The 23,965-nt window shown below is 60.0% G+C and carries 21 protein-coding genes; 10 read left to right on the top strand and 11 right to left on the bottom strand.

Going from position 1 to position 23,965, the window contains the following annotated elements; translation table 11 throughout:
• Positions 1–40: 40 nt before the first annotated feature.
• The 4 genes from LC531_RS06670 to LC531_RS06655 are packed head-to-tail and all read right to left on the bottom strand — an operon-like array spanning position 41 to position 2,788.
• Positions 41–772, bottom strand: coding sequence for a hypothetical protein (locus LC531_RS06670; RefSeq protein ID WP_223649536.1), 732 nt, complete (start codon positions 770–772; stop codon positions 41–43).
• Entirely contained in the window at positions 762–1,151 is a 390-nt protein-coding gene (locus LC531_RS06665) for a GntR family transcriptional regulator (RefSeq protein ID WP_223649535.1), read from the bottom strand. The genes LC531_RS06670 and LC531_RS06665 overlap by 11 nt, the downstream gene beginning before the upstream one ends.
• Before the next feature lie 4 nt (positions 1,152–1,155).
• On the bottom strand, positions 1,156–1,941 hold the full coding sequence (locus LC531_RS06660; RefSeq protein ID WP_223649534.1) for a hypothetical protein: 786 nt from the start codon (positions 1,939–1,941) through the stop codon (positions 1,156–1,158).
• The gene (locus LC531_RS06655) at positions 1,925–2,788 is read right to left on the bottom strand and encodes an ABC transporter ATP-binding protein (RefSeq protein ID WP_223649533.1); all 864 of its coding nucleotides are present in this window, start codon (positions 2,786–2,788) and stop codon (positions 1,925–1,927) included. Before LC531_RS06655 ends, LC531_RS06660 begins: the two co-directional genes overlap by 17 nt.
• A 324-nt stretch (positions 2,789–3,112) precedes the next feature.
• On the opposite strand from LC531_RS06655, the gene LC531_RS06650 reads away from it, so the two are divergent.
• Positions 3,113–4,426, top strand: a complete 1,314-nt coding sequence (locus LC531_RS06650) for a family 1 glycosylhydrolase (RefSeq protein WP_223649532.1) — start codon at positions 3,113–3,115, stop codon at positions 4,424–4,426.
• 136 nt (positions 4,427–4,562) lie between these two features.
• Entirely contained in the window at positions 4,563–5,300 is a 738-nt protein-coding gene (locus tag LC531_RS06645; RefSeq protein WP_223649531.1) for an SDR family NAD(P)-dependent oxidoreductase, read from the top strand.
• A gap of 105 nt (positions 5,301–5,405) precedes the next feature.
• On the opposite strand, the gene LC531_RS06640 is transcribed toward LC531_RS06645, so the two are convergent.
• Positions 5,406–5,810 (bottom strand): SpoIIAA family protein, encoded by a 405-nt coding sequence (locus tag LC531_RS06640; RefSeq protein ID WP_223649530.1) that lies wholly within the window; start codon positions 5,808–5,810, stop codon positions 5,406–5,408.
• 219 nt (positions 5,811–6,029) lie between these two features.
• Between LC531_RS06640 and coxB the strand changes: the two genes are divergently transcribed.
• The 7 genes from coxB to LC531_RS06605 all read left to right on the top strand — a co-directional run bounded on the left by coxB (position 6,030) and on the right by LC531_RS06605 (position 12,851).
• The gene (gene coxB / locus LC531_RS06635; protein WP_223649529.1) at positions 6,030–6,962 is read left to right on the top strand and encodes a cytochrome c oxidase subunit II; all 933 of its coding nucleotides are present in this window, start codon (positions 6,030–6,032) and stop codon (positions 6,960–6,962) included.
• Positions 6,963–7,155: 193 nt separating this feature from the next.
• A complete protein-coding gene (gene ctaD / locus LC531_RS06630) occupies positions 7,156–8,826 on the top strand; it encodes a cytochrome c oxidase subunit I (protein ID WP_223649528.1) in 1,671 nt (556 codons plus the stop codon).
• Positions 8,816–9,388, top strand: a complete 573-nt coding sequence (locus tag LC531_RS06625) for a cytochrome c oxidase subunit 3 (protein ID WP_223649527.1) — start codon at positions 8,816–8,818, stop codon at positions 9,386–9,388. Before ctaD ends, LC531_RS06625 begins: the two co-directional genes overlap by 11 nt.
• Positions 9,389–9,438: 50 nt before the next feature.
• Entirely contained in the window at positions 9,439–10,290 is an 852-nt protein-coding gene (locus tag LC531_RS06620; RefSeq protein WP_223649526.1) for a cytochrome c oxidase assembly protein, read from the top strand.
• Positions 10,291–10,440: 150 nt separating this feature from the next.
• Positions 10,441–10,659: a cytochrome c oxidase subunit 4 gene (locus LC531_RS06615; protein ID WP_223649525.1), complete on the top strand. Its 219-nt coding sequence runs from the start codon at positions 10,441–10,443 to the stop codon at positions 10,657–10,659.
• Complete coding sequence (locus LC531_RS06610; protein ID WP_223649524.1) at positions 10,652–11,251, top strand: QcrA and Rieske domain-containing protein; 600 nt, start codon at positions 10,652–10,654, stop codon at positions 11,249–11,251. Before LC531_RS06615 ends, LC531_RS06610 begins: the two co-directional genes overlap by 8 nt.
• 208 nt (positions 11,252–11,459) lie before the next feature.
• Positions 11,460–12,851, top strand: coding sequence for a cytochrome b N-terminal domain-containing protein (locus tag LC531_RS06605; protein WP_223649523.1), 1,392 nt, complete (start codon positions 11,460–11,462; stop codon positions 12,849–12,851).
• 41 nt (positions 12,852–12,892) lie between these two features.
• Here LC531_RS06605 and LC531_RS06600 read toward each other — a convergent pair whose 3' ends face one another.
• The 5 genes from LC531_RS06600 to LC531_RS06580 form a co-directional block, all read right to left on the bottom strand.
• Positions 12,893–13,192, bottom strand: coding sequence for a HigA family addiction module antitoxin (locus LC531_RS06600; RefSeq protein WP_223649522.1), 300 nt, complete (start codon positions 13,190–13,192; stop codon positions 12,893–12,895).
• Between the two features lie 34 nt (positions 13,193–13,226).
• Positions 13,227–14,087 (bottom strand): DUF5694 domain-containing protein, encoded by an 861-nt coding sequence (locus LC531_RS06595; protein WP_223649521.1) that lies wholly within the window; start codon positions 14,085–14,087, stop codon positions 13,227–13,229.
• Positions 14,088–14,158: 71 nt separating this feature from the next.
• Positions 14,159–15,787, bottom strand: a complete 1,629-nt coding sequence (locus LC531_RS06590) for an acyl-CoA carboxylase subunit beta (protein WP_223649520.1) — start codon at positions 15,785–15,787, stop codon at positions 14,159–14,161.
• A gap of 89 nt (positions 15,788–15,876) precedes the next feature.
• Entirely contained in the window at positions 15,877–16,899 is a 1,023-nt protein-coding gene (locus LC531_RS06585) for an MlaD family protein (protein WP_223649519.1), read from the bottom strand.
• Between the two features lie 139 nt (positions 16,900–17,038).
• A complete protein-coding gene (locus LC531_RS06580; RefSeq protein WP_223649518.1) occupies positions 17,039–17,854 on the bottom strand; it encodes an N-acetylmuramoyl-L-alanine amidase family protein in 816 nt (271 codons plus the stop codon).
• Positions 17,855–18,030: 176 nt separating this feature from the next.
• Between LC531_RS06580 and LC531_RS06575 the strand changes: the two genes are divergently transcribed.
• Entirely contained in the window at positions 18,031–21,063 is a 3,033-nt protein-coding gene (locus LC531_RS06575) for a putative LPS assembly protein LptD (protein WP_223649517.1), read from the top strand.
• A 537-nt stretch (positions 21,064–21,600) separates the two neighbouring features.
• Here LC531_RS06575 and LC531_RS06570 read toward each other — a convergent pair.
• Positions 21,601–23,961, bottom strand: coding sequence for an FtsX-like permease family protein (locus LC531_RS06570; RefSeq protein ID WP_223649516.1), 2,361 nt, complete (start codon positions 23,959–23,961; stop codon positions 21,601–21,603).
• Between the last annotated feature and the right edge of the window lie 4 nt (positions 23,962–23,965).

Below are 23,965 nucleotides of genomic sequence, written 5' to 3'. Positions count from 1 at the left end.
ACCGGGCCAGCCGGCACCCTACCCCCCGCATTTGGTCCAATCAGCGCAGGCCGCCGCGCAGCGCCCGGCCCGTGAGCGTCACCTTCGCACTGTCGCCATACTGGTAGCGCAGCTTGGGAATATCCACGTTATCAATAGTCAACTCGCTTTGGTGGCCGATGGTCAGGTTGGCGGCGGCAATGTGGTTATTTTCGGTCAGCGTGAGGCCGGCGTGGCTGCCAGGGGTAGGGCCGACCACAGCGCGCAGCAGGCCCAGGCGGTTGCCGGTCAGCTCCACGCGCCCGGCCAGGTCCTGGCGCACCAGCAGGCTATCCTGCGTGAAGCCCTGCACCAGCACCAGGGTATTGGGACCCCAACGCGGTAGCTTGTCGCGGTGCGGCTGGCCATTTAGCTGGTGCTCGCCGCCGGTAGTGAGCGCAGTTAGCTGCGGGCAGCTTATTACTACGGCATCGCCCCCGCCCAGGCCTTGATTCTCGGTGGGCAGGGCGGCCTCGACTATTAGTCGTCCGCCCTGCTGGCGCACCCGCACAAACTCGCGGGCATCAGGGTTCACGCGCACCCCAAACGGCCCGGCCATCACTTTAACGTTCAGCACGCTGGCAGCCGGAATAGCTACCTCCTCAAAGTTCTTAAAATCAAGTTTCGCGTAGCCGCGCAGCGGGTCTAGGTACGCGCCCGAGAGGTACTCGGCGCGCAGGGCCATGTTGTAGGCCGTGAGGGAAGCCAGCAGCACCAGGGCGGCGGCCAGCAAGAATTTGACGCTAGTTTTCATGCGCAGCAAGGGAGGGGGTAGGGGCCTGAAACTGGTCGTAGCGCTGCTTGATTTCGGCTAAGTCGATGCCCAGCAGCGAGATGGTGGCGAAAAAAGCGGGTAGCTCCTGCTGCAAAAACCGCTCGCGCCGGTAGGCGCGCACCCGCGCCGCGGCCTCGGGGGCCACGAAAAAGCCCAGGCCGCGCTTGTTGTAGATGGTTTCCTGGCTTTGCAGCAATTCGTAGGTACGCATCACGGTATTGGGGTTGACTTGCAGCGTGGCGGCAAGGTCGCGCACCGACGGGATTTTCTGGTCGGGTAGCCACTGCTGGCGCAAAATATGCTCACCCACGTACCCGGCTATTTGCAGGTAGATGGCTTCGTTTTCGTTGAATTCCATGCGCTTACAGTTGTTTTTCGGTGAGCCGGGCGTAGGCTGCCGCCCACAGCAGCGCCGCCAGCACGAGCGGCAGTGTCGCCAGGAGCTGGAGCTGGTGCGGCAGGTCAACTATCAAGAGATTATCTTTGCCACTCACAAAACCATCGCCAAACGGCACAGCGGTATGCACCTCCGTAGCCAGTAGCTTCCACATCCAGAAGTTCAGCACCAGCACCAGCACTACCCCACCCAGCACGGCAAAGCTGGTTTTGACGATGTGCAGACTTCGGAAATAAATGGCCCCGCATAAAGCCAGAGCGTGTACCAGCGAGTAGCTGGCAACCACCGTCAGCAGCGGCCGCCGGCTGCTGGTCAGGTCCAGTAGTCGGGGTAAATGATGGGGTAACTGCGGGTAGCTCTGGCCGGCCCATTGAAGCACCAGCGCATCAACGGCCAGAAATACGGCCAGGTAAACTACCAAAAACACGGGCAGCGAGCATAGCCAAACCACCAGGTATTTTTCGAGGTGCGACGCCGGCAGCAACAGGGCCGAAGCGGCCCGCCGCACGTTACCCATCTCCGCAAAAACCGTAGCCGTAAACGCCAGCCCAGCTGTCCATAGGCCAACCATAAAGAGCAGCGTTTGCAGCTCATTTTCCAATGGCCGGCGCGTGGCGTAAGTCAGGCCGCCCAGCACCACCACTACCCCGCCCAGCAGCACGGCGGCACTCATCAGATAGGTTCGGGCGTGTTCGCTGGCGTGCTTGCGCACTAAGCGCCCAAAGCGGGTCGGGTTAAAGAGCTGGCTCATGGTGCGGGTTGGTGAGGTAGGAAGCCACGGCCGTACTCGGGCCGGTGAGGGCATTAAAGAGCAGTTCTAAATCAACTTTGGTGTAGTGCTCGCCAGCAGTAAGATTGGGCCGGATGACCTGCTGGCCGCGCACCGAGGGCTCACTATAGAGCACGTCCGCGCCGGCTGCGCCGGCGGGCGCGCTGCCGAAGCTGAGCTTATCGGCCAGGTTATCAATGGTTTCGTTGAGCAGCAGGTGGCGCTGGTGCAGCACCAGCACGGTATCAATCAGGCTGTCGAGGTCGCGCACCTGGTGGGTCGAGATGATGACGCACCGCTCCTCGCCCAGCGCGCCGGCCACCAGCTTGCGAAACTGTGCCTTGCTGGGAATGTCGAGGCCGTTGGTGGGCTCGTCGAGTACCAGCAGGCCGGTATTAGTGGCCAGGGCGAAGGCGATGAGCGCCTTTTTCTGCTGGCCGTAGGAGAGCGCTGGGAGATGGGCGTGGGCCGGCACGTCCAGCTCGCGCAGGTAGTTCTGGAAGGCCGCCGCGTCGAAGTGGGGGTAGAAAACCCCCGTGCTCGCCGCCAACTGCGTGGCCGACACGGGCGGGGCCTGCACGTCTTCGGGCAGAAAAAACAGCTCCTGTAACGTAGCGGGCCGGCGGCGGGCGGCGGCGTAGCCCGCCACCTCGCACGTGCCGCTGAGCGGAAAGGCCAGCCCTGCTATGTTCTTGAGCAGCGTGGACTTGCCCGCGCCATTCTTCCCCAGCAGGCCGTAGATGTGGCCTTTTTCTAAATCCAGACTGAGGTTTTCGAGTTGCAGTACCCGGCGCGAGTACCCGAAGTGCAGGTTACGAATGCGGACCATAGGGAAACAATTTGGTGTATTAGTTTTCTAGTACACTGCAAATGTAGACTATCGCTTGTCAGTTGAAGAGCTCCCGGGGAAAATATTTTTCAGCCACTAGCCAGCCGGGCCAGCCCCTACCCCCCTTTAGCCTCGGAACGGTCGGGTGACGCTAGGCCACCGAGCCGCGCCACTGCATTCATAAAGGCTTCACAAACAAATAAGAAGCTTTTTATTTCAGTGGTAAGCGGACAACTTTTGCGCGAATTGCCAGTAAACCCCCGACAGTAACCGCGCCCTGCTTCTGCCGGGAAACTACTTTCCTTTTCCACTTTTTTGCTCTTTATGGCTTCTCAATTTCTGTTCGCTACCGGCATCGAAAACAGCTATCCTACCATCCAAAACGGCAAGGTGCGCCAGGACGAGATGGAAAAATGCGGCCACTACAAGTTTTGGAAGAAGGATTTTGACTTGGTGCAGGAGCTAGGCATTGAGTATCTGCGCTACGGCCCGCCCATTCATACCACTTGGCTGGGGGTAGGGAAGTACGACTGGTCGTTTGCGGATGAGACGTTCAACGACCTGCGGCGGCGTAATATCATGCCCATTGTGGACTTGTGCCACTTCGGGGTGCCCGACTGGATGGGGAATTTTCAGAACCCCGATTTCCCGGTGCTTTTTGCGCAGTACGCCGGCGATTTTGCCAAGCGCTTTCCGTGGGTGCAGCTCTACACGCCGGTGAACGAGATGTACATCTGCGCCGAGTTTTCGGCCCTGTACGGCTGGTGGAACGAGCAGCTGGCCAGCGACAAAGCCTTCATCACGGCCCTCAAGTACATTGTAAAGGCCAACGTGCTGGCCATGTACGCCATCCTGGCGGTGCGGCCCGATGCGCTATTTATCCAGAGCGAGTCGAGCGAGTACTTCCACGCCGAAAACCCAGCCGCCATCAAGCCCGCCGAACTGCTGAACGCCAAGCGCTTCCTGTCATTGGACCTGAACTATGGCCAGCGCGTAGACTCCGACATGTATGAGTACCTGATGGACAACGGGATGACCCGCGACGAGTATCATTTTTTTCTGAAAAATGACCTGCGGCACCAGTGCATCATGGGCAACGACTACTACCGCACCAACGAGCACCGCGTGCGCGACGATGGCAGCACCACGGCTTCGGGCGAAATATTTGGCTACCACGTCATTACTACGCAGTATCACAACCGCTACCAGCTGCCCGTGATGCACACCGAAACCAACCTCTGGCAGGGTCCCAACGGCGACGAGGCCGTGAATTGGCTTTGGAAAGAGTGGGCCAACGTGTTGCGCGTGCGCAACGATGGGGTGCCCATCGTAGGCTTTACTTGGTACTCACTCACCGACCAGGTGGACTGGGATACCGCCCTGCGCGAAAGCAACGGCAACCTGAACCCGCTGGGTCTCTACGACTTAAATCGCAACATCCGGCCCGTGGGCGAGGCGTACAAGAAGCTCATCAGCCAGTGGAAGCAGGTGCTGCCGACCCAAACCGCGTGCCTGCAAATGCCGCTCGTGATGCCCCAGGATAGCGGCGACGACTGGAGCAAGCAGCAACAAGCTACCGCCAAAGCCGCGCAGGCCGACATGACGACCACTAATGCCGGCCAACAAGACTCCCACTAATTTTTTCAAATGGGTAAGTGGGCAGGTAGGTAGTTTGTTAAGAATCAGTTAGCATCGACCACGGCTGGAAGCCGGATTCTGAAAGCTCAACCCCTATCCCACCAAACTACCTAAACCCTACTTTTCGCTTATCACCATGAGATTCAAGGATAAAGTTGTTATCATCACCGGCGGGGCCGGCGGTATCGGGTTGGCTACGGCCCAGCGCCTGGCTTCGGAGGGCGCGCGCATCGTGCTGGCCGATATCAGCCAGGATAACCTCGACCAGGCCCTGCCCGAAGTGCAGAAAGCCGGCGCGCCCGAAGTGCTGCTCAGCATCTGCAACGTGGCTAAGGAAGACCAGGTAATTGCCACCGTAAAGGCCACGCTCGACAAGTTCGGGCGGCTCGACTCCATCGTCAATAACGCAGGGCTAATGCGCTTCAAGGCCCTAGAAGAGTTGACTGCTGATGACTGGATGGCCACGCTAAATGTGGATTTACTGGGCGCGTTCTACTTCATCAAGCAGGCTTTCCTGAATATGAAGCCTGGTGGCACGGTTGTGAACGTAGCCAGCATTCACGCCATCGAAACCGAAGCCCTCGTGACGCCCTACGCCGCTGCCAAGGCCGCCGTGGTATCGCTGACGCGCTCGGCTGCTATTGAAGGCAAGCCTAAAGGCCTGCGCATCAACGCAGTACTTCCGGGCGCAATTGATACGCCCATGCTCTGGAATAACCCCAACGTGAAGTCGGGGGTAGAAAAAATTAACCCCAGCGATGTGGGTAAGCCCGAAAATGTGGCCGCTCTCATCGCTTACCTGGCTTCTGACGAGTCGGAGTTTGTGCAGGGCACGATGGTGCGGGTAGACGGCGGCCGGCTCGACCACTTGTAGGCTGCAAATAAGATGCGGGGTTTGCGTCCGCCCGGCGCTAAACGACTCGTAACGGGTCCGTTTAATGCCGGGCGGACGCAAACCCCGCACCCTGCGGCAGCTGCATTAAGCTGATTGGTACACCTGCTTGGTTGTCAGCTTAGTTGGGTCGGCTCCCAGGGCCCAGCGCAGGGCTTCGGCTTTCTGGTCGGTAGTGAAGTGCTTGACCTCGGCTGGGGTGATGGTATTCATAACGGAGGCGGCAGCTTTGAGCAAGGTACTATCGTCGCTAACCACGGCGGCGCGGTTGAAGTCGTTGAAGTGCTGCGCATCCAGCTTAACTTCCTCCCAAAGCGCGGGTAGCGTTACCGCGTCGAGGCTAGCGACTTCCAAGTACACATTAACTTTTCCGAAGCGCTGCACTTTCGCGTTCAGAATGGGTACCACGCTGGCGTAGTCTGCTTTGGTGAGCTTGCCGGCAATGGTAAAGCTTACTAAATTTTGGTCGGGATAATCAACGGCGTTGAACATGGCGGGAAAGAAGTAGGAGCAAGTAGTAAAAAATGGTCGGCCAACTGGTCTACCTGGTTTCATACCCGGAAATTCGGTGGCGGGTTGCTTTTCTTTCGGTCTAAAAGCCTAATTCACAAGGGCTTCATCTAACACTTTTCGGTTTGGCTGCTTTAACTTGGTAGGTAGCTAGCAACCCGCCAGGTTGCTGGCTCCTAGTTTTCGCGCTCTTCTCACGCTATGGGTTCCATCTTTTCCACTGCCACGGTCGAAGCCGAACGGCTCCACACGCTCGACTTATATTTCATTATCGCCGCGTCGGTGGTGCTGTTGACGGTGATAGGTGCTACCACATATTTCTCGTTGAAGTACCGTCACCGCGACCACGACGACCATGCCGAGCCGCTGCAAACCTCCAGCAACCTCAAGCTCGAATCGGTGCTAGTGGGCATTCCGGCGCTCATGGTCCTGGCTTTTTTCTTTCTCAGCTTCAACACGACCAAGGCCGTGCTGCCACCGGCCGGCGATAGCGTGCCGGCCGTGCGCATCACCGGGCACCAGTGGTGGTGGCAGGCCAGCTACCCCGGCACCGATGTACAAACTGCCAATGAGATTCACCTGCCCATCGGCCGGCACCTGCTCATCGAGGGCACTTCGGCCGACGTGATTCACGACTGGTGGGTACCCTCGTTTGGTGACAAGATGGACGTTATTCCCGGCCTGCACAACCACGTGTGGGCCACCATCAAGGAGCCCGGCGTGTACGAAGGGGCCTGCAACGAATTCTGTGGGCAGCAGCACGCTTGGATGCGCATCCGGGTAGTTGCCCATACTCCGGCCGACTATGAGCGCTGGCTGGCCGCCGCTGCCCAGCCCGCCGCCGAGCCCACTGACCGGCTGGCGCAGGCCGGCGCGCAAGTCTTCGCGCGGGCCGCGTGCAGCAGCTGCCATCAGATTCGGGGTACCGCCGCCCACGGCCAGCAGGGGCCCGACCTCACGCACTTCGGCAGCCGCGAAACCATGCTGGCTGGCCTGCTCCCTAACAACGAATCCAACCTGGCCAACTGGCTCCGCAACCCGCAGGCACTGAAACCGGGAGCGCACATGCCGCGGTTCATATTCGCGCCGGATACGATTAGGGCTTTAACGGCTTATTTAGCAGGGCTTAAATGATTAGCAGAAAGTTGCTTGGCAGTTGTCCTTGCGAGCAAAGCGCGGCAATCGCACTGGCACGACGCCCACGCCGCTCGTTCGTCCATCGTTCCGGTGCGATTGCCGCGCTGCGCTCGCAAGGACAGACGTTGAAAAGCGTATCAACCAATCCGCACATCAGCATATTATAAAAATGTCTCCGCCTCCCGTTCTCGTGCCCGAACCCGTTGAGGCCCTACCCGGCCTCAGCCTGGATACTGACCAGGGGCTACTCCAGTGGATTTCGTCCGTGGACCACAAGCAGCTGGGTATTATGTACTTGTGGACCGCGCTGGCGTTTATGCTGGTGGGCGGGGCCGAGATTCTGCTCATCCGCATTCAGCTGGCGGTGCCGCGCAACACGTTTCTGGGGCCGGAGATGTACAACGAGCTGTTCACGATGCACGGCACCACGATGATATTCTTCGTGGCCATGCCGGCCATTTTCGGCTTCGCGACCTACCTCGTGCCCCTGATGATTGGGGCCAATGATATGGCCTTTCCGCGCCTGAATGCGCTGAGCTTGTGGCTCACCATCTTTGGCGGCCTGCTGATGTATTTCAGCTTCCTGGCGGGCGGCGCGCCCAACGCGGGCTGGTTCAACTACGCGCCGCTCAACGGCTATAACTACTCCTCGCAGCCGGGCATCGACTACTATTGCGCGGGGCTGCTGCTGGGCGGCATCGGCACGGTTTCGGCTTCTATTAATTTGATAGTAACCATCTTACGGTACCGCACGGCGGGCATGGCCCTGCACAATATGCCGGTGTTCGTGTGGATGATGCTCGTGACGGCCTGCCTAGTGATAGCCGCCTTCCCGTCCCTGAACGCGGCGCTGGCCATGCTGCTGCTCGACCGCCGGCTGCACGCCCACTTTTTTGAGGTGCACGACGGTGGCTCGGCGCTGCTCTGGCAGCATTTGTTCTGGCTGTTTGGGCACCCGGAGGTTTACATCGTAATTCTGCCTTCGTTTGGCATTCTGTCGGAGGTTTTTTCGGTGTATTCGCGCAAGCCGGTGTTTGGCTACGTCTTCATCGTGGGCTCGGGCATTGCCATTGGGCTGCTGGCTTTTGGGGTGTGGGTGCACCACATGTTTGCGGTGGGGCTGGGCAACACGGCCAATAACTTCTTTGCGGCCAGCAGTATGCTGATTGGCGTGCCGACGGGCGTGAAGGTCTTCAACTGGCTGGCCACGATGCGCGGCGGCTCCATCCGCTTCACGACTTCCATGATGTTTGCGACTTCCTTTTTGGTGGAGTTTACCATTGGGGGGCTCAGCGGTATTGCCTTTGCCATCGTGCCCATTGACTTGCAGCTGACCGATACCTACTTCGTGGTGGCGCACCTGCACTACGTGCTCATCGGCGGCACGCTGTTCGGGCTGCTAGCGGGCTTGTTCTACTGGTTTCCGAAGATGAGCGGCCGGATGCTGAACGAGCGGCTGAGCAACTGGTTTTTCTGGCTGTTCGTCGTCGGCTTCAACGTCACTTTTATGATTCAGCACGTGCTGGGCACCCTCGGAATGCCGCGCCGCGTGTATACCTACCCCGACCTGCCGGGCTGGGGCACGCTCAATCTGCTGTCCAGCATCGGTGGTTTTCTGATGGGCGCGGCTATGCTGTTGCTGGTTTATATCATCGTGCAGGCGCTGCGCAGCGGCCCCCGCGCCGGGGCCGACCCCTGGGATGCCTACACCCTGGAGTGGACCACGACCTCGCCGCCGCCGCTGCAAAATTTCGACCGCGTGATTCCGGTGGCCAGCGTCCGGCCGTTCCGCGACTTCAAAATGCCCCACGATGCCGACCACAAGGAGGTTGGTAAAAGGAAAGGAATATATGGCAAATAGTGCCCTCGACACCCGGCTGCTGATGCGGCTGGTCGTCTTCACCGAATCGCTGTTTTTTATGGCCCTGCTTGTGGCCTTCGTGTTCTTCTCGCTTGCGCCGGGCTTCCGGCAGCAGCAGCTGGCCGCGCTGGACTTGGGCCGTACCGGCGCGTTCACGCTCGTGCTGTTCAGCAGCAGCTTCACCTATTGGCGGGTGGAGGCCAGCGCCCGGCGCGGCGCTACCGGCGCGCTCAAATTCTGGCTGCTGGCGACCATCGCCCTGGGCACGGTGTTTTTACTGGGCCAGGCCTGGGAGTTTCACGGGCTCTTCGGCCGCCACATCGATTTGGCCAGCAACACCTTCGGTACCAGCTTCTTCACCCTCACCGGCTTCCACGGTCTGCACGTGCTGATAGGGCTCATCATTCTGAGCATCCTCGCGGGCCTGGCCTTCGCGGGCGACTACGACCGGCCGGGCTCGTCCATTTTCCAAGCCATCGGCATTTACTGGCACTTCGTGGACATCGTGTGGGCGGTAGTGTTCACAGTCGTGTACGTGCTGCCGCATTTTAGCAGGTTTTGATGATGAGGTATCATTGAACGATTAGCCGCTAATTATAAATTCTTACCACTATGAATTCTTCTTCCCTCTGGCTGCAATGGGACCTGAACCCGGCGGCGCTGCTGTTGGCGGCGGGGCTGGCGGCGGGCTATTATTGGCTGGCGGGCGGGCGCTGGCAGCCGCGGGTGGGCTATTACGCGGGCGGGCTAGCGCTGTTTCTGCTGGTCGAACTCTCGCCGCTGCACTATCTGGGGATGCACGCGCTGTTCAGTGCCCACATGGTGGTGCACATCGTGGTGCTGCTGCTGAGCGGGCCGCTGCTGGTGCTGGGCCTACCCCCCCGGCCCGCGCCGAAGGCCGCCCGGTGGCTGAGCGCTTTTTCGCGCTGGCTAGGTGGGCACGTGGGGCTGGCCTGGGCGGCGGGGGTAGGCATCATGTGGCTGCTGCACGTGCCGGCCGTATTTGATGCGTCATTCGACGGAATGCACCAGGCATTCAGCCCCTGGCCGCTGCTGCACGCGGGCGGGATGCTGCTGACGGGCGTGCTCTTCAGCTGGCCAATATTCGGGCCGGTGCCGGCGTACCGGTTGCACCCAATGGCGGGGGTAGTGTACTTGTTTTCGGCCTGCGTGGGCTGCTCGCTGCTGGGATTGCTCATCACCTTCGCCCCGGCCGATACTTATCAGCACTACGCCCGCGCCGCCTGGTGCGGCACGCCTGGTCTGGCTCCCGATTTCGCCGCCAACCCCCTGGGCCTCACCCTGGCCGACGACCAACAAGCGGCCGGCCTCATCATGTGGGTGCCGTGCTGCTTCATCTATCTCACCGGCTGCCTGGTATTAGTAGCCCGGTATTTCAGCGAGCCGGAGTCGGTTGGAGAAACGATTGCTGAACGGGCGGAATTACCCCAAATGAGCCATTGATGATTACGTAAAACCAGTTGTCATTGCGAGCGCAGCGCGGCAATCGCACCGGAACGATACCCGCGCCGGTCGTTTGTTAATCGTTCTGGTGCGATTGCCGCGCTACGCTCGCAATGACAACCGATTCTTGGTAACCAATAAGTAGAACCCATGCCTACCCCCAATCCCCGCGCCGAACCGCAGCCCCTTGACTGGGCCAAGGCGCAGCCCGAGAAGCTACCCGCGCCCACCTACTGGCCGTTCGTGCTGGCGCTGGGGCTCACGTTCATGTTCTGGGGCCTGCTCACGACCTGGATTATCCTGGTGGCGGGCGTCATCATCTTTATTATTGCCCTCGCGGGCTGGATTAACCTGTTGCGCCATGAGTGAGGAAAAATTTCCTACCCCCCCCACCCCTACCCCCTCTCCCTCGCTCACGGAGCAGGCCGGCAACCCTAACGTGGACGCAGATGCCAGGGCCGAGCGCGAGGGCGAGCCGCGCCGCGATTTTCTGGTCAAGCTCACCTTTGGGCTGGGCGGCGTGGCGGCGCTGGCCATCGGCGTGCCCGTAGTAAGCGCCGTGCTGGCCCCGCTACTGGAACCCGACCCCCAAACCTGGCGCAAAGTGGGCACCTTGACCGATTTTGCGGTGGGCTCCACGCACCTGGTCAAGTTTGAGAATGCCGATTCCAAAGCCTGGTCGGGCCTGACGAGCGAGTCGGCGGCTTGGCTGCGGCGCGAGTCGGAGAAGGAGTTTATCGCCTTTTCAGTCAATTGCGCGCACTTGGGCTGCCCCGTGCGCTGGGAGCAGGGCGCGGGCCTGTTTATGTGCCCCTGCCACGGCGGCATTTATTACAAAGACGGCACCGTGGCCGCTGGGCCGCCGCCCCAAGGCCTCACGCAGTACCACATCCGGGTGGCAGGCAATAACGACGTGGAGCTATTGACCGCGCCGATTCCGATTACGAATATGACGAGCTGAGTGGTCTGTTGCAGCTTTATGGTTGGGGCGTGGGGCGGGCTGCCGGCTTTTTGCCGGCTGTCCGCTCTCTGAAAGAACAGATGCCGCGAACGACGAGCAGACAGCCGGCGAAAAGCCGGCAGCCTGTTCCAACGGCTTTATCAGCACAACATTCCAGCACTTTTTCCCTAAATCCCTACTCCTATATTCCTAGCCTATCCCGCAGTTTATGAGTTTTTTACAAAAAGCCGGGGCCTGGCTCGACGACCGGCTGGGCATCTCCGATACGCTGATGCCGCTGGCCAAGCACCTGGTGCCGCCGGGGGCCAAGTGGAGCTACGTGTTTGGCAGCGCCACGCTGTTTTGCCTCATCTTGCAGGTGGTGACGGGGGTAGCCCTCACGCTGCTGTACCAGCCAACGTCGGCGGCGGCCTATAAGTCGCTGGAATTCATTACCCACCAGGCAGTTTTTGGGCGCTTGCTGCGGGGCGTTCACTACTTCGGGGCGTCGGGCATGATAGTGCTGGTGGGCATCCACATGCTGCGGGTTTACATCACGGCCTCGTATAAGTTTCCGCGCGAAATGAGCTGGATAAGTGGGGTTTTCCTGCTCTTCCTGACTTTGGCAATGGGCTTTACTGGGCAGCTGCTGCGCTGGGATTCCAACGGCGTGTGGTCGGCGGTAGTAGCGGCCGAACAGGCAGGTAGGGTGCCAATTATCGGCACCTACGTGGCCCGGCTGCTGCTGGGCGGCGACACTATCGGCGGGCAGTCGCTGAGCCGGTTTTACTCCTATCACACGCTGCTGTTTCCGGCCCTGTTGTTCGGGCTGGTGGGCTTCCACCTGTACCTGGTGTTTCGCAACGGCGTGTCGGAGCCCGCTAAAGCGGGCCAGCTCGTGGACCCCAAAACCTACCGCAAGTGGTATCAGGACATGCTCAACAAGGTGGGCGTACCGTTCTGGCCCTACGCCGCCTGGCGCGACGTGGCCTTCAGCGTGGCCGTTATCATGGGCATTTTCACGCTGGCCCTCGTGTTTGGCCCGCCCGAGTTAACGCAGCCGCCCTCCCCGGCCACCATCTATACCAACCCGGCCCCCGACTGGTACATGCTGCCCATCTTCGCACTCTACGCTCTGATGCCGCCGGCCATCGAGTCCTACCTCATCATTATCGCGCCGCTGCTCACGGTGCTGGCGCTACTGGCCCTACCCTTTATTTCCAATGCTGGCGAGCGCAGCCCCCTGCGGCGGCCCTGGGCGGTGTTCGGCGCGGGCACGGTGGTGACGCTGGTGTTTGCCCTACTCGTGCTGGGCGAGCAAGCGCCCTGGTCACCTAAGTTTGATGCCAAGCCCTTGACCACCAAGCTCATCAACTCGCATAATCCGCAAATAGTGGCGGGCGCGGGCCTGTTTTACAACAAAGGCTGCATCTACTGTCACCTCGTGGACGGCCACGGCGGCCACCGCGGCCCCGAGCTAACGGAAGTGGGCCGCCGCCTCAAAACCGATGAACTGCGCATCCGCATCGTAAACGGCGGCGGCAACATGCCCGCCTACGGCGGCGTAATTTCGGAGAAGGAACTGGCGGACGTTATCGCGTTTCTGGAAACGCGGAAGTAGAATAAGCTTTAGCTTGCCGTCTGAACGTTTAGCTGAAAGACCTAGGCGATTCTGGGAATGAACACCTGAATACGCTCTAGCTCAAGAGTATAATTACGCTGTTCTTCTTCCAAATCATAATCATTTTGCAACCCTAGCCAGAACTTAGGTGAATTGCCGAAGTAGCGGCCGAGACGCAGTGCCGTGTCGGCGGTGATGCGACGCTTGCGTTTCAGGATTTCCGATAGGCGGGTTTGGGGAATACCTACGTCTTGTGCCAAGCGATAAGCAGTTAACTTAAGTTCATCTAAGAACTTCTCTTGGAGGACTTCACCAGGGTGAATATTAGGCAGTAAATCCATAATAATTACTGATAATGTAGGGTTGAAATATTTCTCATTTTTTCAAATACTTGCTAGCCTGTACTACTTGATAATCTGGGTCGTCAGTGAAAATATTGTTCAGAGAACCAATGTGGGCGGCCCCAAATAATGCCATAATACGCTTGGGCTTTACTTGCATAGCTCGAACTACGATATTGGAATAAATTTTATAATCTCGATTTTTAAAAACGGATATTAATTCTGCGCCAATGTATTTTGGATTCACAAAAACGGTATCCACCATGTTATCAGGATTTACGAACTTCCCGTTGATAACACGAGCAGGAGTTATATATCGCAACTGGTAGACAATATTGTATATCTTTGGCTGATTAATGGTTACCAGATAATCATATAGTGACAGGGTGCCATTTTGTAGCGCAGTTGATATTTCGGCTACTACTTTGCGCAGTTCGGTAGTGGCATTCTGGTACAGTTCAATATTATCACCCTTCTTCAGAATACTTTGCGAGGTGCCTCCGGGAGCATTAACACAGTATATCCTGGGCAGCTGTAGCTGTTTACCCAACCGGAAAGCGAGTTGGTATATTTCGCTCCGGCTGTCGGGCAACGTCATCAGATTTAGCTTGTCTTGCACGTACAGCAGGTAGAGACTATCTATCTCGGCTTGCTTTTCAGGTAAGCTTTCTACTACCAACATATCCGGCTTGTATCGGGCCAATGATGCCGTAAAGCGGGCCATTCCTTGTTGCCCTGTGGGTGTTAGCACGTCCGTATTTGGGTTGCCCTTTTTGTAAGTCTGACTAAAATGGTCAGACCCAACAATCATCATATCAGTTCGAGATGATTGAGCAAGGACAGTAATAGTGTAGCTAAGAGCAAATAAGATGGTCAACAGTAATTTCATTTTCATGCTTGAAATGGGAAAAATGATTTGAGTGGGTAAAGAATGATTTATCCTGTTGTATTCCAGCAGAATTATTATCACACCTGAATAACCCCCACATTATACGCCCGCTCAATCGGCGCATGATTCGCTGCGCTTATCCCCTCCGAAAGCACCCGGCGCGTTTCCGCCGGGTCAATCACGGCATCGACCCACAACCGCGCTGCGGCATAATAAGGCGATAATTGCTCCTCGTAGCGGGCTTTGATGGTATCCAGCAGTTCCTTTTCGGCTTCGGGGGTAATTTCCTTACCCTTCGATTTCAGCGAAGCCACCTGGATTTGCAGCAGCGTGTTGGCCGCCGCCGCGCCGCTCATTACGGCGAGCTGGGCGCTGGGCCAGGCCACGATGAGGCGCGGGTCGTAGGCTTTGCCGCACATGGCGTAGTTGCCCGCGCCGTAGCTGTTGCCGATGATGACCGTGAACTTCGGTACTACGCTGTTGGCCATTGCGTTGACCATCTTCGCGCCGTCTTTGATGATGCCGCCCTGCTCGCTGGCCGAGCCCACCATGAAGCCCGACACGTCGTGCAGAAACACCAGCGGGATGCGCTTCTGGTTGCAGTTCATAATGAAGCGAGCCGCCTTGTCGGCCGAGTCGGAGTAGATGACGCCGCCCATCTGCATCCCGGTTTTCTTGCTCTTCACGATTTTGCGCTGGTTGGCCACGATGCCCACCGCCCAGCCCTCGATGCGCGCCAACCCGCAGATGAGCGTCTGGCCGTAAAGGTCCTTGTAGGGCTCAAACTCCGAGTTATCGACCAGCCGGTTAATGATTTCCATCATGTCGTAGGGCTTGGCGCGGTCGCTGGGCAGTTGGCCGTACAGCGCGGCTTCGGGCAGCGCGGGGGGGGTAGGCGCGGCGCGGTTGAAGCCGGCGGTGGGGGTAGCGCCCAGCTTATCGAAGATGTTGCGGATGTGGTCGAGCGCCTCCTCGTCGGTGTCGAACTTATAGTCCGTCACGCCCGATACTTCGGAGTGCATGGCCGCGCCACCCAGCGCTTCATTATCAATGGTTTCGCCGATGGCGGATTTTACCAGGTATGAGCCGGCCAAAAACACCGAGCCGGTGCCGCTCACTATCATCGCCTCGTCGCTCATGATGGGCAGGTAGGCCCCACCCGCCACGCAGGGGCCCATAATGGCCGAAATCTGCACGATGCCCATGCTCGACATCACCGCGTTGTTGCGGAAGATTCGGCCGAAGTGCTCTTTATCCGGGAAAATCTCGTCCTGCATGGGCAGGTACACGCCCGCCGAATCCACCAGGTAGATAATCGGCAGCCGGTTTTCCATGCTGATTTCCTGGGCGCGCAGGTTCTTTTTGGCCGTGATGGGAAACCACGCGCCGGCCTTCACGGTGGCATCGTTAGCCACTACCACGCATTGGCGGCCCTGCACATAGCCCATTACGACAACTACGCCGCCCCCTGGGCAGCCGCCTTCTTCCTCGTACATGCCCTCGCCGGCCAGGGCCCCGATTTCGACCTGGGCCGCGCCCTTGTCCAGCAGGTAGGCGATGCGCTCGCGGGCAGTGAGCTTGCCCTTGGCGCGGTGCGCGGCCAAGCGCTTTTCGCCGCCGCCGAGAGCTACTTTTTCGAGTTTTTTGCGAAGCTGAAAGGTGAGCTGCTTTAGATGGTCTTCGTTGCGATTAAACTCAATATTCATAACCAACAGGCTGGGTGGGAGGGGTAGGGAACAAGAAAAAACCCGCCCTGGCGGGCGGGTTTCAAAGATACGACGGGCACTCGCCGGGCCTAGTTGGTAACGGCCGGGGGAGTCGTCACCTGCTTAGTTTCGGTCTTCACCGTGCCATCGGGACTCTTGGTGGTTTCCTTCTTGACTTTGTCCTTACCGCCGCCCCCGAACACCGAGAAATGCACGTAGCGCTTAGGGTTGGCTTGCAGGTCCTGAATCAGCTCATTGGAGCTGGCGGCCGTGGCGTTCAGATTGCGATAGAGCGTCGAATCGTTAATAAGCTTGCCTAGCGACCCCTTTTTATCGGTCAGCGCCGCGCTCACGCCCTTCAGCGAGGTTTGGGCTTCTACCAGCGTCGAGTTCAGGTTACGCAGGGCCGGGCCTACGGGCGCGCTCCTGAGCGAGTCGGAAAGCTGTCCAAAATTGCTAACGATGCGGTCGAGCTTACCAGTGGTCTTATTCAGCGCCTTGCTCATCTGGGCAAAATTGCGGGTTATCTCGTTGATATTAGCCTGGTTGGCCACAATGAGCTGCTGCAAGGCTACCGTGCTCGCGCGCGCGCCGACCAGCGTTCCCCGAATGTTGGTTTCGGCATCCTTATTAATAATACCGTTCACGTGTTGCAACGTAGAGTCCAGGCTGGAAATCAGGGGTAGGGCGCGGGCCTGCAAAGCCGCCGCGATGCCGGCGATACCCGCCGAAGAAGTCGTTTGCAAATCTTCGCCGCCACTGAACTTCTTGCTGTCGCGGCCCAACGTCAGGTTAATGGTTTTAGAGCCCAGCAGCGAACCGCCCAGCGAGGCCACGGTCGAGTCGCCGAGTTGCAGGCCCTTTTCCAGCTCCAGCGCGGCGCGCACGGTATTGTCGTGGGTGGGTTGCAGCTCCAGGTTCTTCACCTGCCCTACCTTGATGCCGTTGAGAATAACCGGGGCTCCCACGTTGAGGCCGTCCACGTTGGGATAAATGGCGTAGTAGGTGCGGTCGCTGGATAATAGGTTGCTACCCCGCAGAAAGCTGAACCCGACGGCCAGGGCTACCAACGCCACTACGGCCAACAGGCCCACTTTTATTTCTTTAGACACAGGAAAGTATATTTAAGCTGAAGTAAGCCAGTTACTGGATGCGCGGGCCACCCGGTTTAGTTGCATTAGGGCCCGGTCTATTGCCCTTAACGGCAAATCAGGTATGGATGTTGGGGCGGGCGCTAAGCCCAACTATAGCCTACTCGGCCGGCCCGCCCTCCAGGTCGCGCTTATACGCCCGAAAGGCCCGGTAGATGCCGCCGGCGATGGCTTGTTGTCCGGCCTGGTCGCGCAGGTACTTTTCCTCGCTGTGGTCGGTCAAAAAGCCCGCCTCCACCAGCACCGAGGGCATGGTAGATTTCCAGAGCACAATGAAACCGGCCTGCTTCACCCCGCGTGAGCTGCGCCCCACGCTACCGCGAAATTGCTGGTCGATACGCTGGGCCAGGCGCAGCGAGTTGGTGATGTAGGCACTCTGAAAAAGCGAGAACAGGATATGCGACTGCGGTGAGTGCGGGTCAAAACCGTTGTAGCGGCTTTTATAGTCTTTTTCTTGCAGAATAACCGAATTTTCGCGCTGGGCTACGCCCAGGTTGGCGGTGGTTTTGTGCAGGCCCATCGTCCAGACCTCGGTGCCGTGCGAGCCCTGGGGGCCGGCGTTGCAATGCACCGAGATGAAGAGGTCGGCGTGGTGGCGGTTGGCGATGGCAGCGCGCTCATCCAGCGGGATAAACACGTTGGTTTTGCGGGTGTAAATCACCCTTACGCCCGGCGAGCCGGCCTCAATCCGCCGGCCCAGGTCTTTGATGATGGCCAGCGCCACATCGGCCTCGTGGGTATTAAGGCCGTTGCAGCCAATGTCTTTGCCGCCGTGGCCGGCATCGAGCACCACCGTGCGCAGGCGGTAGCCTTTGCTAGGGCTGTTAGCTGTTAGCAGCTGGCTATCAACTTTTTCGTCGTCCTTAACGCTGTCTTCCACGGTTTGTAATTCTCCGGCCAATAGCCCTCTGCGCATAGGCACCGCGGGCAAGCTAACGGCTAGCAGCTGACAGCTAACGGCTAAAAAAAGCGCAATAATTCGCACGTTGGTCGTTGAGAAAAAACTGGCCGCAGGCAACCTTTGCTGGGGTAGGCAGCCTCTTATCTTTGTAGTAAGCCTCAAAAGTAATTCACCCGGTGGCTTTAGCTAACTTGCTTTTCTTTTATACATTTTTTGCGGGTCTTTTCGGCCGCAGCCGCTGGGGGCTGGCGGCGGCGGTGGGCCTGTGGCTGGGGCTGGGTTGCCTGGCTCCGGCCCGCGCTCAAACCCCGACGCAGACTTTCCCGGCCAGCGGGCCGCCCAGCGGGGCCACGCCCAGCAATCCCCAGCGGCCGGGCTCAGCCCCGACCCAGCCGGTGCGCGACCTCAACTTTGACCGCAACGCGCCCCAGAGCCCGCCCCCACCCGGCGTGGCCAACCCCGGCCAGCCGGCCCTACCGGGTGTGTCGCGCAAGCCCGCCCCAGCCATTACCCCCGACAGCACTGGCTTGCTGGCCGACACCAGCCGCCGCGTGCGCGACTCGCTCAACGTGGTGCTGCTCAAGCGCCGCAGCCAAGTCGAGACGACCGTGAAGTACGCCGCCAAGGACTCGATTCAGTTTAACGTGGACGAGAAAATAGCCAAGCTTTATAGCAAGGCGAGTGTGGATTACGGGACGATGAGCCTCAAGGCGGCCCTCATCACCATCAACTACGGCGATAACACGGTGCAGGCCGTGGGCCGGCGCGACACGGTGAAAAACCGCATGATGGACCAGCCGCTGTTCAAGGACGCGGAGGGGACGTACTCGGCGGGTAAGATTAACTACAACTTCAAATCCAAGAAGGGCAAAATCGCGGAGGTCGTGACCCAGCAGGGCGAGGGTTTTGTGCACGCCGAAGTGGTGAAGAAGCTGCCCGACAACGACTTCTACGGCCTGAACGGGCGCTACACCACCTGCAACCTGGCGCATCCGCACTTCTACATTCAGGCGAAGCGCATGAAGGTGGTGCCGGGCCAGAAGGTAATTACCGGGCCGTTTCACATGGTCATTGCCGACGTGCCGCTACCCATCGGGCTGCCGTTTGGCTACTTCCCTACCCCCCACAGTGGGCGCGGGTCGGGCTTCATTATCCCCACCTTCGGGCAGGGCGCGCAGCGGGGCTACTCGCTCACGAATGGCGGCTACTACTGGGCCCCCAACGACTACATCGGCGTGCGCATCACGGGCGACATCTACGCCGGCAATGCCGACCGCATCGGTGGCTACGGCCTTTCTACCGAGCTGACGTACCGCAAGCGCTACAAGTACCAGGGTAGCTTTCGCTTCACCTACGCCAACCAGCCGGTGGCTCCTATTCTCAGCAGCACTACGGTGGCGAATACGGAGTATCCCTACGCCAACTCCATTAATACCTTCTGGATAAGCTGGAGCCACTCGCCTACCCCCCTGCCGGGCGGCGGCACGTTCTCGGCCAGCGTGCAGGCGGGCAGCTCGTCGTATAATAAGGTGAACACGCTCAATGCCCGGCAACTGCTCTCGGCTAGCTTCAACTCGACGGTGAGCTACAGCAAGACCTCGCGCCGGTTGCCCATCAACTACTCCATCCAACTGGCCCAGAGCCAAAACGTGCAGACGGGCGTGATGGATTTCACCCTCCCCTCCCTCAACGTGGGCGTGGCCCGGCAGTACCCGTACCAGTGGCTGGGTGTTCAGCCGCACGGGGCCTGGTACGAGCAGTTTGCGGTGAGCTACAACCTGGTGGCCCAGAACCGTATCAGCAGCCTGGTGCCGGCCCGCACCCTGGCCGGCGACCTGCCCCTGCTGGGCGGCAGCAGCACGAGCTACACCATTCCGGTGGGCCTCAAAAGCATCGGCCAACTGCTGCGCAATGCTCAGAATGGCATCCAGCACCAGTTTCAGATAACCCTACCCTCGGCGGCGCTGCTGGGCCACCACATCCAGGTAACGCCCTCCGTCAGCTACGGCGAGACGTGGTATTTCCAGCGGCTCAACTATACATTCCGGGACCGGGCCAATGCCATTCGGATTGACACCATCTCGCCGAGCTTCGAGCGGGCGTACTCGTACTCGGGCAGCGTGTCGGGCACTACCAGCTTCTACGGGCTGGTGCAGTTCAAGGGCAACCACTACGTGAAGGCCATCCGGCACAAGGTGACGCCGAGCCTGAGCTACTCGTTTTCGCCCGATTTGGCCAAAAACTCGCAATATACCGCTTTTGGCAACGGTGATAATGCCAAGGGACAACTGGCGTTCGACAACCTCCAGAACGCTTATACTACCCGCATTCTGGACCCGCGGACCTTCTCGCGCTACCAGGGCTTCGTATACGGCACGCCCACCAGCGCCCGCGTGAGCCAGCTCTCGCTCAGCGTGCAGAACCAGATTGAGATGAAGGTGCGCAACAGCCAGGACACCACCGGCACCAACCCGTATAAGAAGGTGAGCCTGGCCGATGGCATCGACCTGAGCGTGGCCTACAACTTCGCGGCGGCCCTACCCTACCAGCGCCTTTCGCCCCTCAACCTGAACTACCGCGTGCAGGTGGCCAAAAAGCTCAACGTGGTGTTCAGCTCGGCCTTTGATTTTCACCAGCGCGACTCGACCGGGCAGCTGCTCGGCCGCTACCTGTTTCAGGACCAAGCCAACCTGAGCCGGCTGCGCCTGGCCCGCCTGCTGAACGCCAACCTGAACCTGGGCTACCAGTTTAACCCCGCCGCCCGCCCTAAGAGCAAGGCCAACGTGCCGCGAACCGTGGCCCCCAGCAACGACCCCGTGCTGGGTTCGCCCCTACCCCAGGCCATCTACGCCGACTACATCGACTTCAATATTCCGTGGGAGGCCACCATGAGCTACACGGCCAGCTACACCACGGCGGCGGCCCCTATTCGGCCCATTCTCTATGGCTCGCTGCCGCTGCTCTCGGGCAGCTCCGTTACGGCCAGCGGCTCGGTTAAGCTCACCACCAACTTGCGCCTGAGCACCACGCTCAACTACAATTTTACCCAAAACACGTTCGTCTACCCCAATGTCAACTTCACCCGCGACCTGCACTGCTGGCAGATTTCGGGCTTCTGGATACCGGTGGGGCCCTACCGGGGCTATAATTTCACCATCGCCGCCAAAAGCAGCCTGCTGCAAGACCTGAAACTGAACCGGAATAAAACGATTCTGAACCGGTAAACGGGTTGGGCTTTGGAAATTAGAAGCACGTCATGCAGACCGCAGGCAAGCATCTCGCCCGCATCGCTGGGGTAGGAACAGAAAGTATCGGTAGGCCAATTCGCTGAGTGACGTTTGGGGTAGTCCAGTAAAAACGGACAGCGAACTAAGGTAAGTGATTTAAGTACTACTTCCAACAGCAGCGCCGCCAGTTCAACGTGGGACAATTGCCTTGCCAGTTGCTCGAGCAAGTGCGTCAAATTGGCCGGCTCTTCCTGAGCGGGCAGTGGGCTCATCCGCACGTAGGGCTGCCCATCCTGCTTCAGCACTTGGAACGCGGTATTGTGAGGCAAATTTTAACTCATTTCCGTGTAGGCGGCCCGTAGCTGCGCTTGGAGCCGGGCCAGCTCCACGGCCGGGTCGAGTGAACGGTCCAAGGCGCGGGCTACCGACTCCCGCGCCGCCTCCCAGGCCTCACCTCGCAGCAGCTCCGCCCGAGAGTCGCCGAGATTGGTCGCCTAGCTTTTGGTAGTTCAGAGCGGCCATCCTATTCTTCTATCACTCGGCCCGCAGGCTCAGCACGGGATTGCGGCGGGCGGCTCGCCAGGCCTGCACGCCTACGGTGAGCCAGGCGATAAGCAGGGCCCCCGTGCCGGCTGCCGCGAAGTACCACCACTGCCACGCCACGCGGTAGGCAAAGCCTTCCAACCACCGCTGCAGCAGCAAGTAGCTCAGGGGCAGCGCCAGCGCGATGGCCACGACAACCAGCCCGGTCAGGCTGCTGGTCAACAACCAGACGATACCCAGCTCGCTTGCGCCCAGGGCCTTGCGGATGCCGATTTCCTTGCGCCGCCGCTCGGCGGTGAAGGCCGCCAGCCCCAGCAGGCCCAGGGCGGAAATGAGAATGGCCAGCCCGGCGAAGTAGCGGGCGAGCACCGCCACCCGCCGCTCGGCCGCGTACTGGGCCTGATAGTCGGCATCCAGAAACGTGTAGTCGAGCGTAAAGCCGGGGTTGTAGGCGGCGTACAGTTGCTGAAGCCGCGCAATCGCGCCCTGCTCCGCGTTGGGCTGGAGCTTCACTAGCACCGTGTTAATCTGGGGGTCGAGCCGCAGGAGAAGGGGTTTGATTTTTTCGTGCAGGGACTCGTAGTGGAAGTCGCGGACCACGCCCACGATGCGGCTCCCGTCGAGTTGTTGGCCCACGGGGTCCGGCATCCCCAGGCCGGCCACCAGGGTCTGGTTGACGATGATACCAGCGCTGTCGGCGCGGAACTGCGGCGCAAAGCTGCGGCCGGCGACCAGGTGCATGCCCATCGTTTCCAACAGGTCGTAGTTGACCAGCATCGTCGCTACCGGCAGGCGCTTCCCCCGCCAGCTCATCTCCGCAATGTGGCGCCCCCCCAGGAAGCCGCCCAAAACGCTGGACGCCTGCACGACGCCGGGCAATTTCTTCACTTCGCTCAGAAAGGCCGCCTGCTGGCGCGCCGCCTTGCCCGCCGTTTCAAAGCGGAGCACGTGGGCTTTATCGTAGCCCAGCGGCTGGCGCTGCACAAACGCCAGCTGCGCGTTGACGACCACCACGGCCACGATGAACAGCACCGAGAGCGTAAATTGCAGCACCACCAGGCCCTGCCGCGTCCACACGTCGCCGGCCCGGGTCGGCAGCTTGCCTTTCAGCACGGCCGCCGGCTGGAACCCCGACAGGTAGAACGCGGGGTAGCTGCCCGCCAGCAGCCCCGTGCCCAGCGCCAGGGCCAGGCCGGCTGCCACCAGCGGCCACTCCCAGTGCAGGGCCAACGGCTTGCCCGTCAGCGCGCTGAACTGCGGCAGCACGAGCTGTACCAGCCCCACGGCCACCACCAGGGCTAGCAGGGCCATCACCACTGATTCGGTCAGGTACTGCCCTATCAGCGCGGCGCGGCTCGCTCCCAGGGCCTTGCGAATGCCCACTTCCTTGACCCGCCGCGAGGCCTTAGCGGTGAACAGGTTCATGAAATTGATACTGGCAATCAGCAGAATGAGTCCGGCAATCAGGGCGAACAGCCGCACGTAGGCAATGCGCCCCCCGGTGGCGACGCCGTTTTCGTAGGTGCCGTGCAGGTACCCCGCCGCGAACGGCCGCACGAACAGCGTGCGCGCCTGGGCCTGGGCCTGCGCACTTTTGGTCCTCAGCAACCCCGCCAGTTTGGCTTGAAACTGCGCCGGGTCGGCCCCTTCCTTCAAGGCTAGGTAGGTGTTGTAGGGGCCGTCGTCGTCCCACTTGATGGTCTCGCTCATCTGCATCCGGTCCCTGAACGAGGCAAAGGGCAGCACGAAGTCAAACTGCTCGGACGAGTTGCGGGGTACCCCGGCAAACACCCCGGCCACCAGGCTGGTCTGCGTGCTATCGGCGGCCAGTTGCCATTTCACGGCCTTGCCCAGGCTGCGCTGCGGCGACCCGAAGAACTTGGTAGCCAAGGCTTCGGAGAGCACAATCGCGTGCTTGTCCCGCAGCACTGTGGCGGGGGTGCCCACCAGCAGGGGGTAGGAAAACAGCTGGAAGAAGGCCGGGTCCGCGTATTTGGGAACGGCGGTGAGCTGCCGGCCGCCCGCCGCCAGTGTGAACGGCGGGAAAAACGGGACCGGCGTGGTGGTGGCCACCAACTCAATCTCCGGCATTTCCCGCCGCAGGGCCTCAGCCAGCAGCGGCACGGTGCCGGTTTGGGTCTCGATGCCGGCGGCCGTGCGGCGGTTTTCCAGCACCTGGTAGAGCCGGCCGTCCAGGGCGTGGTAGCGGTCGAAGCTGCGCTCGTCGCTTATCCACAGGTAGATGAGCAGCGCGCAGGCCAGGCCGGTCGAGAGGCCAATCAGGTTGATAAAAAACGTGCTTTTGAACCGCTTGAAGTTGCGATAGAGGAGCAGCAGGGGGTAGGGAAGCATGGCC

The organism is Hymenobacter psoromatis, from assembly GCF_020012125.1.
Lineage (GTDB): Bacteria > Bacteroidota > Bacteroidia > Cytophagales > Hymenobacteraceae > Hymenobacter > Hymenobacter psoromatis.
The sequence above is the reverse complement of the archived record's forward strand: the minus strand, read 5'-3'. Positions and strand labels throughout refer to the sequence as shown.

What these genes read in the sequence shown, in the direction of transcription:
- LC531_RS06595 (WP_223649521.1), bottom strand. Translation starts at nt 14,087, where the DNA reads ATGAAAATGAAATTACTGTTGACCATCTTATTTGCTCTTAGCTACACT.
- LC531_RS06610 (WP_223649524.1), top strand. Translation starts at nt 10,652, where the DNA reads ATGAGTGAGGAAAAATTTCCTACCCCCCCCACCCCTACCCCCTCTCCC.
- LC531_RS06615 (WP_223649525.1), top strand. Translation starts at nt 10,441, where the DNA reads ATGCCTACCCCCAATCCCCGCGCCGAACCGCAGCCCCTTGACTGGGCC.
- coxB (WP_223649529.1), top strand. Translation starts at nt 6,030, where the DNA reads ATGGGTTCCATCTTTTCCACTGCCACGGTCGAAGCCGAACGGCTCCAC.
- LC531_RS06640 (WP_223649530.1), bottom strand. Translation starts at nt 5,810, where the DNA reads ATGTTCAACGCCGTTGATTATCCCGACCAAAATTTAGTAAGCTTTACC.
- LC531_RS06570 (WP_223649516.1), bottom strand. Translation starts at nt 23,961, where the DNA reads ATGCTTCCCTACCCCCTGCTGCTCCTCTATCGCAACTTCAAGCGGTTC.
- LC531_RS06665 (WP_223649535.1), bottom strand. Translation starts at nt 1,151, where the DNA reads ATGGAATTCAACGAAAACGAAGCCATCTACCTGCAAATAGCCGGGTAC.
- LC531_RS06620 (WP_223649526.1), top strand. Translation starts at nt 9,439, where the DNA reads ATGAATTCTTCTTCCCTCTGGCTGCAATGGGACCTGAACCCGGCGGCG.
- LC531_RS06655 (WP_223649533.1), bottom strand. Translation starts at nt 2,788, where the DNA reads ATGGTCCGCATTCGTAACCTGCACTTCGGGTACTCGCGCCGGGTACTG.
- LC531_RS06580 (WP_223649518.1), bottom strand. Translation starts at nt 17,854, where the DNA reads ATGCGCAGAGGGCTATTGGCCGGAGAATTACAAACCGTGGAAGACAGC.
- LC531_RS06645 (WP_223649531.1), top strand. Translation starts at nt 4,563, where the DNA reads ATGAGATTCAAGGATAAAGTTGTTATCATCACCGGCGGGGCCGGCGGT.
- LC531_RS06670 (WP_223649536.1), bottom strand. Translation starts at nt 772, where the DNA reads ATGAAAACTAGCGTCAAATTCTTGCTGGCCGCCGCCCTGGTGCTGCTG.
- LC531_RS06650 (WP_223649532.1), top strand. Translation starts at nt 3,113, where the DNA reads ATGGCTTCTCAATTTCTGTTCGCTACCGGCATCGAAAACAGCTATCCT.
- LC531_RS06625 (WP_223649527.1), top strand. Translation starts at nt 8,816, where the DNA reads ATGGCAAATAGTGCCCTCGACACCCGGCTGCTGATGCGGCTGGTCGTC.
- LC531_RS06660 (WP_223649534.1), bottom strand. Translation starts at nt 1,941, where the DNA reads ATGAGCCAGCTCTTTAACCCGACCCGCTTTGGGCGCTTAGTGCGCAAG.
- LC531_RS06605 (WP_223649523.1), top strand. Translation starts at nt 11,460, where the DNA reads ATGAGTTTTTTACAAAAAGCCGGGGCCTGGCTCGACGACCGGCTGGGC.
- LC531_RS06600 (WP_223649522.1), bottom strand. Translation starts at nt 13,192, where the DNA reads ATGGATTTACTGCCTAATATTCACCCTGGTGAAGTCCTCCAAGAGAAG.
- LC531_RS06590 (WP_223649520.1), bottom strand. Translation starts at nt 15,787, where the DNA reads ATGAATATTGAGTTTAATCGCAACGAAGACCATCTAAAGCAGCTCACC.